This window comes from Paenibacillus sp. JT31N7 (genome assembly GCF_059692095.1).
This window is the reverse complement of the sequence record NZ_JCAUAT010000001.1, coordinates 2,020,956-2,034,971: the sequence shown is the minus strand read 5'-3', so window position 1 is coordinate 2,034,971 and position 14,016 is coordinate 2,020,956. Positions and strand designations below refer to the sequence as shown.

Here is a 14,016-nt window from a genome sequence, read left to right as displayed (position 1 = left end):
TGGGAATGAAAAAAAAGAAAAACCCGGCGGGAGGCGCGCAGCGTCCGGCCCCCAGTAAATACAACGCGAGCATGAATGAATTGCGCTGGCTGGATGAGGAGCCGAAGAAGAAGAAAGAGCGTACCGATGCCGCCGTATCCAAAGCGGAAGCCGAAGCGGTCCGTAAAGCCGATCCCTCGGGGGAGCCCAAAAAAGGGGCAGTGGAGAAGTCTAAGCCTCAAGGTCTCCTCAGGGCAAAAGCCGAAGGAGTATCCGGGGGAGGAAAGCAGACGGAACCGGACGGGAAACTTGCGAAGGAAAACGCGTCTGCCGTTCGGGAAAAAAGCGAGATCAAGTCGGTAGCCGCCGAGCTTCTGCCCGAGGAGGATATTTTTGCCGGGGAAGAAATGTCTGAGGATTTCGATGAAGCTTTGCTGCTGCAGGATGCGGTTCAAGACCGGTGGGTGAGCGAAGGGAGCGACGATGAAACAGCCGAGGATTCCGATGCTACGGAAGAGGTAGAAGTTCCGGAAGTACCGGAAGCTTCAGCGGTCCCGACAGCACCGAAAGTTCCGGCGCCTCCGGCAGCATCGGAAGTTCAAGCAGCTTCGAAAGCCCCGGAAGCTTCGGAGGATGCCGGCGATTCAAACCGCCAAGCCGAGCCGGAAATCGTGAAAACCGGCAGGAACGGTTCGCCGCTGCTGCTTTTGTCCGAGCGCAAAGAAGAACGCGGCAGCGAGGGCGTCGTGTATACCGACGATATTGTGGAAGCCGCCGTTACGGGCGAGAAAATCGCCAGCCGCGCTATCGACGAGTCGAAAATGAAGCCGAATAGTATCGGCACACGCTCTCTCCAGGATTTTTCGGTTGAGCGCTCGAAACTGGCCGACGGCAGTGTGACCAGCGAGAAACTCGCTCCCGGTGCCGTGCTCCGCGAGCATTTGGCTTATGGCATCGTGAACGGCGATCATATCCAGATCCGCACGATCACCAGCGATAAGATCGCGGACAAAAGCGTCACGGTGGAAAAACTTGCGGACGGGACGATCGATGCCGCCAAGTTCGCCCCTTATTCGATCCAGTCTCATCATTTGGCGGAAGCCAGTATCACCCCTGAACTGCTTGAAGATCAGGCCGTGACTTCTGATAAAATCAAAAGCGGTGCCGTTCAGTCCCGCCATCTGGGCAACTATGTCATTAATTCGGCGAAGCTTGCCGAAGATGCGATTACTACCGAGAAGCTGCGGCATGAAGCGGTAACCGGGGAAAAAATAGCGCCGGCCAGCATTGCGGCATCTCACTTAGTGCCCGGAACGATAACGGGCGACAAAATTTCCGCCGGTGCGGTGAACGCCATTCACTTGGCGAAAGGTTCGGTGGGGGACCAACATATCGGAAACGGAGTGATCGGGAGCGAGCATTTGAAACCGGGTTCCGTCACACGGGAAAAGCTGACTCCCGGCGTAGTCGATTCCGCCCAATTGGCGGAAGAAGCGGTAGGCTCCCGAGAGCTTGCGAGAAAAACAATTCGTCCCGAACACTTGGCGGACGGTTCCGTTCTCTCGGTTCATATCGCGGAAGGAGAAATTCGTTCCAGTCATATCGGCGGGTCTCAGATTACAGAGGACCTGATTGAGAACGGAGCGGTAAAATCAGGAAAAATCGGGCGGAGAGCTGTCGAAAGCCGGCATATCGAGGAAAGTGCGGTTTTGACTTCTCACTTGGCGAATCAGGCTGTCACGACATCGAAACTTGCGACAGAATCGGTCTCGACGGATAAACTGACGGATTACGCCGTGAGCACGGCGAAACTGAATGACAGCAGTGTGACGGGTAAAAAGCTTGCCCGCGGATCCGTTGAAAGCGAGCATATCCAGCCGTTCAGCATTCAATCCGTTCATATTGCGAACAACGCGATTACGGCGGCTAAAATATCCGAGCAGGGCGTTAACGGAAGTCACTTGAAGGAAGGCTCGGTCAGCGGCATCCATCTTGCCTCCAGCGCTGTAGAAGGGCGTCATCTGGCGGGAGGCTCTGTTAAGCAGCAGCATTTGGCCAAAGGTGTGGTGACGAGCGAGGCGTTGGCGAGCGGAGCCGTGAAGGGCGAAGCATTGTCGGAGGGTGCTGTGACCAGTGAAACACTGGCGGAAGGTGCCGTGACGAGCAAAGCACTGGCGAACGGAGCCGTGACGAGCAAGGCGCTGGCGGCAGGCTCGGTGACGAGCGAAGCGCTAGCGAGTGGGGCGGTGACGAGGGAGGTTCTGGCGGCAGGTTCGGTGACGGGCGAGAAGTTGGCGGCGGACTCGGTGACAAGCAAAGCGCTGGCGGAAGGCGCCGTGACAAGCAAAGCGCTGGCGGCAGGATCGGTGACAAGCAAAGCGTTAGCGGCAGGCTCGGTAACGAGCCAAACGCTGACGGAAGGCGCCGTAACGAGCGAGGTGCTCGCGGAAGGTGCCGTGACGAGGGATGCGCTGGCGAGCGGAGCCGTGACAAGGGATGCGCTCGCGAACGGGTCAGTGACGAGCGAAGCACTCGCGGAAGACGCCGTAACGAGCAAAGCGCTGGCGAGCGGAGCCGTGACGAGCAAGGCCCTGGCAGAAGGCGCCGTGACGAGTGGGGCGCTGGGAGAAGGCGCTGTGACAAGTGAAGCGCTGGCGTACGGAGCGGTGACGAGCGAGTCGCTGGCGGAAGGCGCGGTGACAAGCGAAGCGCTAGCGGCAGGCGCGGTGACGAGTGAGGAGCTGGCGTACGGAGCGGTGACGAGCGAAGCGCTGGCCGAAGGCGCGGTGACGAGCGAAGCGCTGGCCGAAGGCGCGGTGACGAGCGAAGCGCTGGCGTACGGATCGGTGACGAGCGAAGCGCTGGCGTACAGGGCGGTAACGAACGAAGCGCTGGCGGAAGGCGCCGTGACGAGCGAAGCGCTGGCGGAAGGTGCCGTGACGAGCGAAGCACTGGCGAACGGAGCGGTGACGAGCGAAGCATTGGCGAACGGAGCGGTGACGAGTGAAGCACTGGCGAGCAGAGCCGTGACGAGTGAAGCACTGGCGAACGGAGCGGTGACGAGCGAAGTACTGGCGAGCAGAGCGGTGACGAGCGAAGCGCTGGCGAACGGAGCCGTGACAAGTGAAGCGCTGGCGAACGGAGCGGTGACGAGCGAAGCGTTGGCGAACGGCGCGGTGACGAGTGAAGCGCTGGCGTACGGCTCGGTGACGAGCGAAGCGCTGGCGAAAGGCGCGGTGACGAGCGAAGCGCTGGTGAGCGGCGCGGTGACGAGCGAGGCGCTGGCGAAAGGCGCGGTGACGAGCGAGGCGCTGGCGAACGGCGCGGTGACGAGCGAAGCGCTGGCGTACGGCTCGGTGACGAGCGAAGCACTGGCGTACGAATCGGTGACGAGCAGAGCACTGGCGGAAGGCGCCGTGACAAGCGAAGCATTGGCGGCAGGCGCGGTGACGAGCGAAGCACTGGCGAGTGGCGCGGTGACGAATGAAACGCTGGCGTACGGATCGGTAACGAGTAAAGCGCTGGGGAGCGGATCGGTAACGAGTAAAGCACTGGCGTACGGATCGGTGACGAGCAAAGCGCTGGCGAGCGGCTCGGTGACAAGCGAGGCACTGGCGAGCGGCGCAGTGACCAGTGAGGCGCTGGCGGAAGGCACGGTGACGAGTGAAGCGCTGGCGGCAGGGTCGGTGACGAGCGAGGCGCTGGCGAACGGATCGGTAACGAGTGAAGCGCTGGCGGCAGGAGCCGTAACGAGCGAAGCGCTGGCGAGCGGATCGGTAACGAGCGAGGCGCTGTCGTACGGAGCCGTGACGAACGAAGCGCTGGCCGCGGGATCGGTAACGAGTGAAGCACTGGCATACGGAGCCGTGACGAACGAAGCGCTGGCCGCGGGATCGGTAACGAGTGAAGCACTGGCGTACGGATCGGTAACGAGCGAAGCACTGGCGGCAGGATCGGTGACGAGCGAGGCGCTGTCGTACGGAGCCGTGACGAACGAAGCGCTGGCCGCGGGATCGGTAACGAGTGAAGCACTGGCGTACGGATCGGTAACGAGCGAAGCACTGGCGTATGGAACGGTGACGAGTGAGGCGCTGGCCGCGGGATCGGTAACGAGCGAAGCACTGGCGAACGGATCGGTGACGAGCGAAGCGCTGGGGGCAGGATCGGTGACGAGCGAGGCGCTTGCGAGCGGTGCGGTGACCAGTGAAGCACTGGCGAGCGGAGCCGTGACGAGTGAAGCGCTGGCGAACGGATCGGTGACGAGCGAGGCGCTGGCGTACGGATCAGTGACGAGCGAGGCGCTGGCGAACGGATCGGTAACGAGCGAGGCGCTGGGGGCAGGATCGGTGACGAGCGAAGCGCTGGCGAACGGATCGGTAACGAGCGAGGCGCTGGGGGCAGGATCGGTGACGAGCGAAGCGCTGGCGAACGGATCGGTAACGAGCGAGGCACTGGCGAACGGATCGGTAACGAGCGAAGCGCTGGCGAACGGATCGGTGACGAGCGAAGCACTGGCGAACGGATCGGTAACGAGTGAGGCGCTGGCGGCAGGATCGGTGACGAGTGAGGCGCTGGGGGCAGGATCAGTGACGAGCGAAGCGCTGGCGGTAGGGTCGGTGACGAGCGAAGCGCTAGCGGCAGGAGCCGTAACGAGCGAAGCGCTGGCCGAAGGCGCGGTAACGAGCGAAGCACTGGCGAACGGATCGGTGACGAGCGAGGCACTTGCGGAAGGCGCGGTGACGAGCGAAGCACTGGCGGTAAGAGCGGTGACGAGTGAAGCACTGGCGAGCGGCGCCGTGACGATTGAAGCGCTGGCGTACGGATCGGTGACGAGCAAAGCGCTGGGGAGCGGATCGGTGACGAGTAAAGCGCTGGCGTACGGATCGGTGACGAGTAAAGCGCTAGCGAGCGGATCGGTGACGAGCGAGGCGCTGGCGAACGGCTCAGTGACGAGCGAGGCACTTGCGGAAGGCGCGGTGACGAGCGAAGCGCTGGCGGCAGGATCGGTGACGAGCGAAGCGCTGGCGGCAGGATCGGTAACGAGCGAAGCGCTGGCGGCAGGATCGGTAACGAGCGAAGCACTGGCGAACGGATCGGTGACGAACGAGGCGCTGGGGAGCGGCTCAGTGACGAGCGAGGCACTTGCGGAAGGCGCGGTGACGAGCGAAGCACTGGCGGCAGGATCGGTAACGAGCGAGGCGCTGGCGAACGGCTCAGTGACGAGTGAGGCACTTGCGGAAGGCGCGGTGACGAGCGAAGCACTGGCGGTAGGAGCCGTAACCGGCGAAGCACTGGCTGTAGGATCGGTAACGAGCGAAGCACTAGCGGCAGGATCGGTAACGAGCGAAGCACTAGCGGCAGGATCGGTAACGAGCGAAGCACTAGCGGCAGGATCGGTAACGAGCGAAGCACTGGCGATCGGATCGGTGACGAACGAGGCGCTGGCGGTAGGAGCCGTAACCGGCGAACACGTCCAACCGGGATCTATCACGCTGGCGCACCTTCATCCGGACGCGCTTTCGAACCGGGAGCTTGCCGATCAACGCGGTGCCCGCTTGGCTCCGGTGAGCATCACGGAAGATCACCTGGCGATGGGATCTGTGGCGAGCCAGCATTTGCAGGCTTCCTCGGTTCTGTCTCTCCTTATCGCAAACAGGGCGGTGACCGGTGAAAAGCTTGCGGACGAAGCGGTTTCTTCCGCTAAACTGGCGCCATCGGCCGTAGGAAGTGTGCATTTGCAAGCCGGTGCCGTGGACACGGAGCATCTCGCAAACGGTTCTGTCACGGAAGACAAAATCGCTTCGGGTTCCGTCGGGGCGGAGCATCTCCGGAGCGAATCCGTCGAGAACGGACATCTGGCCGACGGAAGCATTACTTTCAGCAAAATTTCCGCAGGCGCGGTCCAGCCGATCCATCTGGCGGAAGGTTCCGTAACAGAAGCGAAGCTGGCCCCGGAATCGGTGCATGCCGAGCATCTGGCGGCTGAGGCCGTAGAAGAGAGCAAACTGGCCTTCCGGCCGGTGCAGGCTCCCTCGGGTAAAAAGGCCGTTCTTCAGCAGTTCGGTCTGGCGGCCTTCAGTTTCCAGGAGCAGGACGACGTGCTGGAAATCGGGATTTCCTTCGAGGAGCCTTTTGCGAATGCTTCTTACGTGCTTGTGGCGACTGGAAGCCATCCGGCCTGCTATGCGGTATGCAAACAGAAAACGGTGAAGACGGCCGTCCTCTCGATTGTCCGGACACAGCCGGGGCTCACGTTCGACGTCGTTTTAAACTGGATTGCGGTCGGTTCCAAAGGCTGATTCGGGAGGCGGAGCTTTTTTTAAAATATTCATTGAAAACCTTCCTTTAACGGGAAGGTTTTTTCTTTTTACACGGGGATAAATAGCCCCGTATAAAAGCCAATTTTGAGCGGACTGGTTGGGAGTCCTTATTCTCGGAATGGGGAAAAGCATATGATTTACCAGATGGCCTTCAGGAATGAACTGGAAATTAAACCGTTAAGTTTGGCAGCGGCTTTCTTTTTTCTCTGGAAAGCATGCGGGAAAGGGGTGTGCCTGGTGAAAGGAGTTATACTGGCGGGTGGAACAGGAAGCAGACTGCGTCCCCTGACGAACTTAATGAATAAGCATCTTCTGCCTGTCGGGAAATATCCGATGATTCATTATTCCGTCACGAAGCTGAAGGAAGCGGGCGTGAAAGAAATTTTACTGGTCACGGGCAAGCAGTCCGCCGGTCTGTATATGGACTATTTGGGGAGCGGCTCGCAGTGGGATGTTTCCATTACGTACGCGGTCCAGGAGCAGGCCGGGGGGATTGCCGAAGCGCTTGGCCTCGCGGAGCGTTTTATCGGGCGGGATGAGAAATTCGTGATGCTGCTCGGGGATAATCTTTTTCAGGATTCTTTGAAGCCGTTTCTTCGCGATTTCGAAAACCAGTCTGAAGGAGCCATGGTGCTGCTGAAAGAAGTTCCGGACCCCGAACGTTACGGGGTGCCTGTTTTGACGGACGGAAGGATTGTCCATATCGATGAAAAACCGGCAGGGCCGAAATCCTCTTACAGTGTGACGGGGATTTATTTCTATGACGCCGAGGTATTCGATATTCTGAAAACCTGCCGTCCCTCTAAGCGGGGAGAGCTGGAAATTACGGATGTGAACAATGCGTACGCTCTCAAAGGACGGCTTGCCTACAAGATACTGGAAAATTGGTGGGTGGATGCGGGAACCCACGAGTCCCTGTATGAAGCGATCCGCCACATGTGGAAGGAGGAAGGGTAATGGCCGTTCTCCTCGTAACAGGCGGCATGGGGTTTATCGGAAGTAATTTTATCCGGTTCTGGCATAACCGTCATCCGCAGGACATGTTGATTAATCTAGACCTGCTTACGTATGCGGGCAACCCGTATAATCTGACGGATCTTCAGGATTCGTCTCGTTACCGGTTTATTCGCGGTGATATCGCGGATGCCCCGTTTCTTGAGCGGCTGATGGGCGGAACCTCCCTAGATGCTGTCGTTCATTTCGCCGCCGAGTCTCACGTGGACCGCAGTATCCGGGAACCCGAGGCTTTCGTGCGGACGAACGTGCTGGGGACCCAGAACCTGCTGGAAGCCGCGCGCCGTGGGGGTGTCCCGAAGTTTGTCCATGTCTCCACGGACGAGGTATACGGGACACTCGGGACTTCCGGCGCCTTTACCGAAAAGACTCCTCTTGCGCCCAACAGTCCCTATTCGGCGTCTAAAGCGGGCTCGGATCTGCTGGCTCGGGCTTATCACGAAACTTACGGATATCCGGTAACCGTCACACGCTGCTCCAACAATTACGGGCCGATGCAGTTTCCGGAAAAACTGATCCCGACTCTCGTCATCCGGGCGCTGCGGGATTTGCCGCTGCCTCTCTATGGAGACGGGGAGCATGTACGCGACTGGCTTCATGTCGGAGATCACTGTGCGGCTATCGCCGCCGTGCTCGAATCCGGCAGGCCGGGTGAAGTTTACAACGTCGGGGGCGGCAGCGAACGCACGAACCTGGAAGTCGCCCGTACCGTTCTGAACATGCTCGGCAAGCCTGATACCCTCATCTCCTTCGCTGCGGACCGGCCGGGTCACGACAGAAGATACGCGATCGATGCTTCCAAGCTGACCGGTGAACTGGGCTGGAAGCCTGCTTATACATTTGAGGAAGGACTCCGCTCCACAGTTGACTGGTATGTCCGGAACCGGATCTGGTGGGAGCGGATTTTAAGCGGGGAATACCGGGGCCATCATCTCTTGAAAGGAGGCGGTTCCGTATGAAAATACTGATCACCGGAGCGGGCGGGCAGCTCGGGAGCGATCTTATCCGGGTACTGTACCCGCGGCATAAGCTTGCCGCATTGACCAGGCACGAGCTGGATGTGGGGGACGGGGCGGCCGTGGACGCGGCCGTATTCCGGGAACAGCCCGAGATTATTATCCATGCGGCGGCCTACACGGATGTGGACGGCGCGGAACGCGAGATCGACCGGGCCTACCGTGTGAATTCCGCAGGCACCTGGCATATGGCGGAGGCGGCGGCGCGCATCGGGGCCAAGTTCGTCTACGTCAGTACGGATTACGTATTTGACGGCTGCAAAGGCGCCCCTTACATTGAGCGGGATAAACCGAATCCCCTCAGTGTTTACGGCACTTCCAAGCTGCATGGGGAAAAATTCGCGTCGATGCTCTGCGAGCGCCATTTTATCGTCCGGACTTCCTGGCTTTACGGCCGCGGAGGCAACAATTTCGTCGCCAAAATCTTGGAGAAGGCCAGAAAGGGAGTTGAACTGAGCCTGGTTGACGATGTATTCGGGTCGCCGACCTACAGCTACGATCTGGCCGTATTTATCGGTTCGCTCATTGAAACGGAGGAATACGGGACTTATCACGGTTCGAACGGAGGCGTCTGCACCCGGTACGAATTCGCCCGCGAGATTATCCGGGTACTCGGCATGGATGGCGTGAAGCTTCGGCGCGCCAAGGCCGACATGTTTCCTCTCCCGGCGGCAAGACCGGTACACTCGGCACTGGCCGATACGGCTGCCGGCGCGATCGGCGTCAAGCCGCTCCGGCCATGGGAGGAAGCACTCCGTCACTTTCTGCTGACGGACCTGACGGACGGGAGAGAAGCCAGCCATGGGTGAACGGGTTACACGCGGCCGCCATCCCGGGAAACAGACGGAGAAAGCCAGGAGCGAAGGCTACATCCGGGGCTGGGAGCAGGGCCGCCGCTACGGCGGCTGCCAGGCGGTTCTGAACCGGCTTCCCGCCCCGGCCTTCGCCTTTTTCGAGAAGCGGGTCATGTTTGTCCTGCAGGGATTCGAAGCGATTGATGCGGGAATCCAGCGGGGGCTGGCAAGCCTGACGCGGGAGCTTATCGTGTGCGGGCCGGAGCATATGCTGCAGACGGCCGCCGCCTCCAGGCCGGATTTGATGCTGGTACTGAACGGACTCCATGTATTTCCGGAGGATCATCTGGCCCAGGCGGACGGAGTCCGGCAGCTCGGTATCCCGACGGCTATCTGGTTCGCGGATGACCCGTATTTTATGGATCTGACGCCGGCGATTGTGCCTCATTACGACTACATTTTTACCCATGAGCGCAACGCGGTCGCTTATTACCGGTCGCTGGGCTGCGAGCGCGTGTTCCATCTCCCTCTGGCCGCGGCCGGCCATATTTATTACCCGCGGCCGGTGGAACCGTCCTATCTCAGCGATGTGTGTTTTATCGGGAACGCCTTTCCGAACCGCATTGATTTTATCGATGCCCTGGCTCCCGCGCTGGCGGGCAGAAAAGTCGTGCTGATCGGAGCGCTCTGGGACCGGCTGAAGCATTACAAGCAGCTGCGCGCCGGTATTCACCTGGGATGGAAGCCGATGGACGAGGCCGCGAAGTTTTATAACGGCGCCAAAATCGTATTAAACCTGCACCGGGCTCCCCTCGATCCCGTATACAGTAAAAATAAAATCGGGCTGCCGGCGGGCTCGATCAATCCGCGCACCTATGAAATTTCGGCCTGCGGCGCGTTTCAATTAACGGACCTGCGGGGGGATCTCGCGGAATTTTATGCTCCGGGTGCGGAAATAGAGACGTTCCAGTCGCCGGAAGACTGCGCAGGCAAGCTGCTGTATTATCTTCAGAATGAGGAACGAAGAAGAGAGATTGCCGTCCGGGGAATGATGAGGACGCGCGCAAGCCACAGCTTCGAAGCAAGGCTTAGCCAACTGCTTCAAATCGTTTTCGGCTAGACGGAATTTGCAGAAGGAGGTGGGGCAGATGGCTGCTCTGTCCAAAAGAAGCCGGTCTCTTGCGGCAAAACAAGCGGAAGGCTGGCAGAACGGGTACACCTTGGGCAATGAAGCCGGTTACCGGCTGGGCCGGTGCGAATCGATTATGAACCGGACTTCTCTTGCGCCCACGGCTTTTTGGGATAAAAAAGTGCTCTATGTAACATCCGGGAAGGGGCTTCCGTATTCCCCTCTGGATACGGGGATTATCGAAACCATCCGGCCGATGGTGCGGGAACTCGTCTTTGCCCAGCCCACCCATGACTTGGCTTTGACGGCGGCCCGGGAAATGCCCGACTTTGTACTGGTGCTCGATGCGATGATGCTGCCCATGGACCAGCTGGAGCTGATCCGCAACTGGGGAATCAAAACGGCCGTCTGGCTGCTGGACGATCCGTATTATACGGACGTGACGCTGAATCTGGCGCTGTCTTTCGACTACGTGTTCACGATAGAGCTGAACTGTGTCAGCTTTTATACCGAAAGCGGATGTCCGAACGTTCACTATCTGCCCCTTGCCGTGGATCCTTCCGTGTATCGTCCCAAAGCCGTTGCCGCAGGGAACAACAGAGGCGCATGTTTCGTCGGATCGGGGTACTGGAACCGGATCCAGATTTTCAATTCCTTGACGCCCACACTGCTCAGACACGACGTTCATTTTACGGGCTTATGGTGGGACCGGCTCGCCGCCTATTCCAAACTGTCGGGGAGAATCAATCTCAACAAATGGATGGGCCCCGAAGAAACGGCCGATTACTACAACGGCTCGAAAATCGTTATCAATCTGCACCGGGCCTACGATGATGAACAGTTTAACAACAACAGCCGCGGAATCCAAGCCGTGTCTCCCAACCCGCGCACGTTCGAAATCTCGGCCTGCGGTGTGCTTCAACTGACGGATATCCGGAACGATCTGTCCCGTTTTTACGAGCCCGGTACGGAAATCGTGACCTACGGATCGGCGGAGGAGCTCCGCGATAAGCTGGTATATTACCTGACCCATGAAGAAGAACGCAGGGAAATTGCCCTGCGCGGACTGAGCAGGACGATGAGGGAGCATACGTTTACGAACCGGCTGACGAACTTGTTCCGGGTCGTATTCGGATGATTCTTCCAGTGACTCCTTGCCGGTAATAGGCGCGTGCGGAAAGCGGCGGGGACGGCAGCGGCATATAGTGAATGAAGCGCGTAGGCGCGGCCGCCGCCTGCCCGTACCACTTGCGGGGGAAGGGACGAGAGCTACCATGAACAAGAAGACAGGAGCCAAATCGGCATCGGTAAAAAAAGTGCGGAAGGCCCGACGGGCCGCCGCAGCTTCATCGGAACCGCCGGTAAAACGAAAGGCCCGGCTAAAAAAAGTGTCCGGGACGGGAAGCGTGAAAAGCAGGAGAGCTGGAGCTGCTTCCCGGAAGGGAACCGGCGGCAAGAAGAAAGGCGCGAAAGCCGCCCGGAGGAGAGGCCTGAGGAAAAAACGCCGCCTGCCCGTTTCCGTGAGACGCAGAACCGCGGCCGATGCCGCCTATAACCAGGCATTTAACGAAGGGTACGATTCCGGCTTCCAGGCCGGCTTCTCTCGGGGCGTCGTCGACGGGGAGCATATTCTGGAAGCGGCGGCGCCGGTCGGATAACGTTCCGGTGCGGATACCCGCCAGGGACTTCCATATGGGAAGTCCTTTTTTTTTGCGGCCGGAATTTGTCAAGCTGCTCCGTTTCCCGTATGCGCGGGATGTCTACCGTGGCACTCCGGGATGAGGAAGACCGATTTTTCATGAAAACGTCCGGTGTTTTTCCAAATTGTACGAATGCTACGGGTTCAACTGTCGTGCCGTGTAGAATGTCCCGCTAATATATTGTACTACCCACACACATAAGGAGGTGAACACCATACCTAATCCGCAGGTATGTATCCGATGAATGCACGAAGGATCATGCTGTTCTCGCATTTGTGCTCCGGGCAGCATATAACCGGAGCCGAGAAGCTGCTGCTTTTCATGGCCCGGGAACTGAAAGAACGGCATGACTGCATCCTGGTCGTACCGGGCGAAGGTGTTCTTTCCCGGGCGGCGCGGGCGGCCGGTATTTATACCCTGGTTGTACCGTTCCCGCTCGTGTGGGAGGTGTACACCCCGGATGCCGGTCTTACGGGACAACTGGATAGGCTGCCGGCCAGGGAGCCGAGAGCTTTGGTGGAACTGCTGCGCGTGCTCAGTCAATATGGGCCTGATCTGGTCATCTCTAATACATGTGTCAACGTGCTGCCCCCTGTGGCGGCTAAGGCTCTCGGGATTCCGGTGCTCTGGATGATTACGGAAAAAATGACGGACACGGCTTTCACGCCGGTTTCGGCGGAATTTATCCACCGGCATGCGGATCTGGTAGCGGGCATCTCGGAAGCGACTTTAGCCCCTTTCGGCGTCAGGGAAGCGGAATCGCAAATCGTGATGTATCCGTCCTGGCATGCGGAAACAACGGATGGTGACTGGAGCGGGCTGCGTGAGCAGCGCAGAGCCGGATTCGGCATCGGCAGCGGCGAAGTGCTGGCAGGCTATATCGCTTCGGACATTTATCCGCTCAAGGGATTGGATCACTTTATCGGGGCCGCGCTGGAGCTTTGTCCCGCTTATCCTCACGTTCGTTACCTGATTGCGGGCAAACCGACGGACGCCGTTTTTTACCGGCAGTGCCGTGATTTGACGGTCCGATCGGGGTATGGCGGAAGATTTCATTGGACCGCGTTTGAAAAACAAGTGGCCCCACTCTACACGGCCATGGATTTCGTCGTCGTTCCGAGCTTGACGGAAGAGGGCTTCGGTATGACCGCACTGGAAGGCATGATGTTCGGCAAGCCGGTGATCGCTTTCGATTCCGGCGGACTGCGGGAAATTCTTGCGCATACGGGGAACGCCCGTTTTCTTGTGCCGAAAGGAGATACCCCGACCCTCGCGGCACGGATGAGAGAGCTGATCGAGGACCCACTTCTGCGGATGCAAACCGGGGAAAGGAACCTCTCCGCAGTCCGGAACGCCTTCGGCATCGAAGCTTACCGGTCCAGACAAGAGCAGCTTCTGGCGAGAGTGGAAAACAGGCTGGCGGCCCGTCAAAACAATCCGCTGCCGCCGGTCCCGCCCGTTCTCGGCAGTGTGCCGGGTCCCCTGGTTATCGCCAGGAGCGAGCAGCAGGGCCTCTACCTGCTGCGGGACGGCATCCGTTACCCGATGACCGAAGCGCAGCGGAAGCGGCTCGGGGCGGGTGCGGTGCGGGTTCCGGAGGCGCTCGTGGCTTCCCGGCCTATCGGCACGGGCTTGAGCTTCCCGGACGAAGCCGCAGCGCCTCCGCCGCCCCGGACCGGCGCCAAGCCTGCCCGCCGCAAAAGCGCGCGTGCGGCGCGGAAGAGGCGCCCCGGCGCCAAACTGGCCCGCCGCAAGGGCACGCATGCGGCGCGGAAAAGGCGCTCCGGCGCCAAGCTAGCTCGCCGCAAGGGCACGCGTGCGGCGCGGAAAAGGCGCCCCGGCGCCAAGCCGGCCCGCCGCAAGGGCACGCGTGCGGCGCGGAAAAGGCGCCCCGGCGCCAAGCCGGCCCGCCGCAAGGGCACGCGTGCGGTGCGGAAAGGGCGCCCCGGCGCCAAGCTAGCCCGCCGCAAGAGATCGCGGGCTGCGGCCTGACAGCCCCGTCCGCAGCCGGTTGGCGTAGCAAGGACAGAAGGTAATCAGCCTATCACGGAAGGAAGGTGGCAC

At 60.0% G+C, this 14,016-nt stretch carries 8 protein-coding genes; all 8 read left to right on the top strand.

Annotation, left to right across the window (positions count from 1 at the left end; translation table 11 throughout):
- Window positions 1–5 precede the first annotated feature (5 nt).
- The 8 genes from AC58P5_RS09150 to AC58P5_RS09115 all read left to right on the top strand — a co-directional run bounded on the left by AC58P5_RS09150 (window position 6) and on the right by AC58P5_RS09115 (window position 13,944).
- Window positions 6–6,278: a WIAG-tail domain gene (locus AC58P5_RS09150; RefSeq protein ID WP_497385834.1), complete on the top strand. Its 6,273-nt coding sequence runs from the start codon at window positions 6–8 to the stop codon at window positions 6,276–6,278.
- A 258-nt stretch (window positions 6,279–6,536) separates the two neighbouring features.
- The gene (locus tag AC58P5_RS09145; RefSeq protein WP_497385833.1) at window positions 6,537–7,256 is read left to right on the top strand and encodes a sugar phosphate nucleotidyltransferase; all 720 of its coding nucleotides are present in this window, start codon (window positions 6,537–6,539) and stop codon (window positions 7,254–7,256) included.
- Window positions 7,256–8,272, top strand: a complete 1,017-nt coding sequence (gene rfbB / locus AC58P5_RS09140; RefSeq protein ID WP_497385832.1) for a dTDP-glucose 4,6-dehydratase — start codon at window positions 7,256–7,258, stop codon at window positions 8,270–8,272. The genes AC58P5_RS09145 and rfbB overlap by 1 nt, the downstream gene beginning before the upstream one ends.
- Window positions 8,269–9,138 carry a dTDP-4-dehydrorhamnose reductase gene (rfbD, locus tag AC58P5_RS09135; RefSeq protein ID WP_497385831.1) on the top strand — a complete coding sequence of 290 codons (870 nt, stop codon included), beginning with the start codon at window positions 8,269–8,271 and terminating at the stop codon, window positions 9,136–9,138. Before rfbB ends, rfbD begins: the two co-directional genes overlap by 4 nt.
- Complete coding sequence (locus tag AC58P5_RS09130; RefSeq protein WP_497385830.1) at window positions 9,131–10,243, top strand: CgeB family protein; 1,113 nt, start codon at window positions 9,131–9,133, stop codon at window positions 10,241–10,243. The genes rfbD and AC58P5_RS09130 overlap by 8 nt, the downstream gene beginning before the upstream one ends.
- Window positions 10,244–10,271: 28 nt before the next feature.
- The gene (locus AC58P5_RS09125; RefSeq protein WP_497385829.1) at window positions 10,272–11,390 is read left to right on the top strand and encodes a CgeB family protein; all 1,119 of its coding nucleotides are present in this window, start codon (window positions 10,272–10,274) and stop codon (window positions 11,388–11,390) included.
- A gap of 136 nt (window positions 11,391–11,526) precedes the next feature.
- Window positions 11,527–11,910 (top strand): hypothetical protein, encoded by a 384-nt coding sequence (locus tag AC58P5_RS09120; RefSeq protein WP_497385828.1) that lies wholly within the window; start codon window positions 11,527–11,529, stop codon window positions 11,908–11,910.
- 282 nt (window positions 11,911–12,192) lie between these two features.
- Complete coding sequence (locus AC58P5_RS09115; protein WP_497385827.1) at window positions 12,193–13,944, top strand: glycosyltransferase family 4 protein; 1,752 nt, start codon at window positions 12,193–12,195, stop codon at window positions 13,942–13,944.
- Window positions 13,945–14,016: the final 72 nt, after the last annotated feature.

Bases quoted from the DNA above. Each gene is read 5' to 3' on its own strand.
- AC58P5_RS09125 (WP_497385829.1), top strand. From the start codon at position 10,272: ATGGCTGCTCTGTCCAAAAGAAGCCGGTCTCTTGCGGCAAAACAAGCG.
- rfbD (WP_497385831.1), top strand. From the start codon at position 8,269: ATGAAAATACTGATCACCGGAGCGGGCGGGCAGCTCGGGAGCGATCTT.
- AC58P5_RS09130 (WP_497385830.1), top strand. From the start codon at position 9,131: ATGGGTGAACGGGTTACACGCGGCCGCCATCCCGGGAAACAGACGGAG.
- AC58P5_RS09120 (WP_497385828.1), top strand. From the start codon at position 11,527: ATGAACAAGAAGACAGGAGCCAAATCGGCATCGGTAAAAAAAGTGCGG.
- rfbB (WP_497385832.1), top strand. From the start codon at position 7,256: ATGGCCGTTCTCCTCGTAACAGGCGGCATGGGGTTTATCGGAAGTAAT.
- AC58P5_RS09115 (WP_497385827.1), top strand. From the start codon at position 12,193: ATGAATGCACGAAGGATCATGCTGTTCTCGCATTTGTGCTCCGGGCAG.
- AC58P5_RS09150 (WP_497385834.1), top strand. From the start codon at position 6: ATGAAAAAAAAGAAAAACCCGGCGGGAGGCGCGCAGCGTCCGGCCCCC.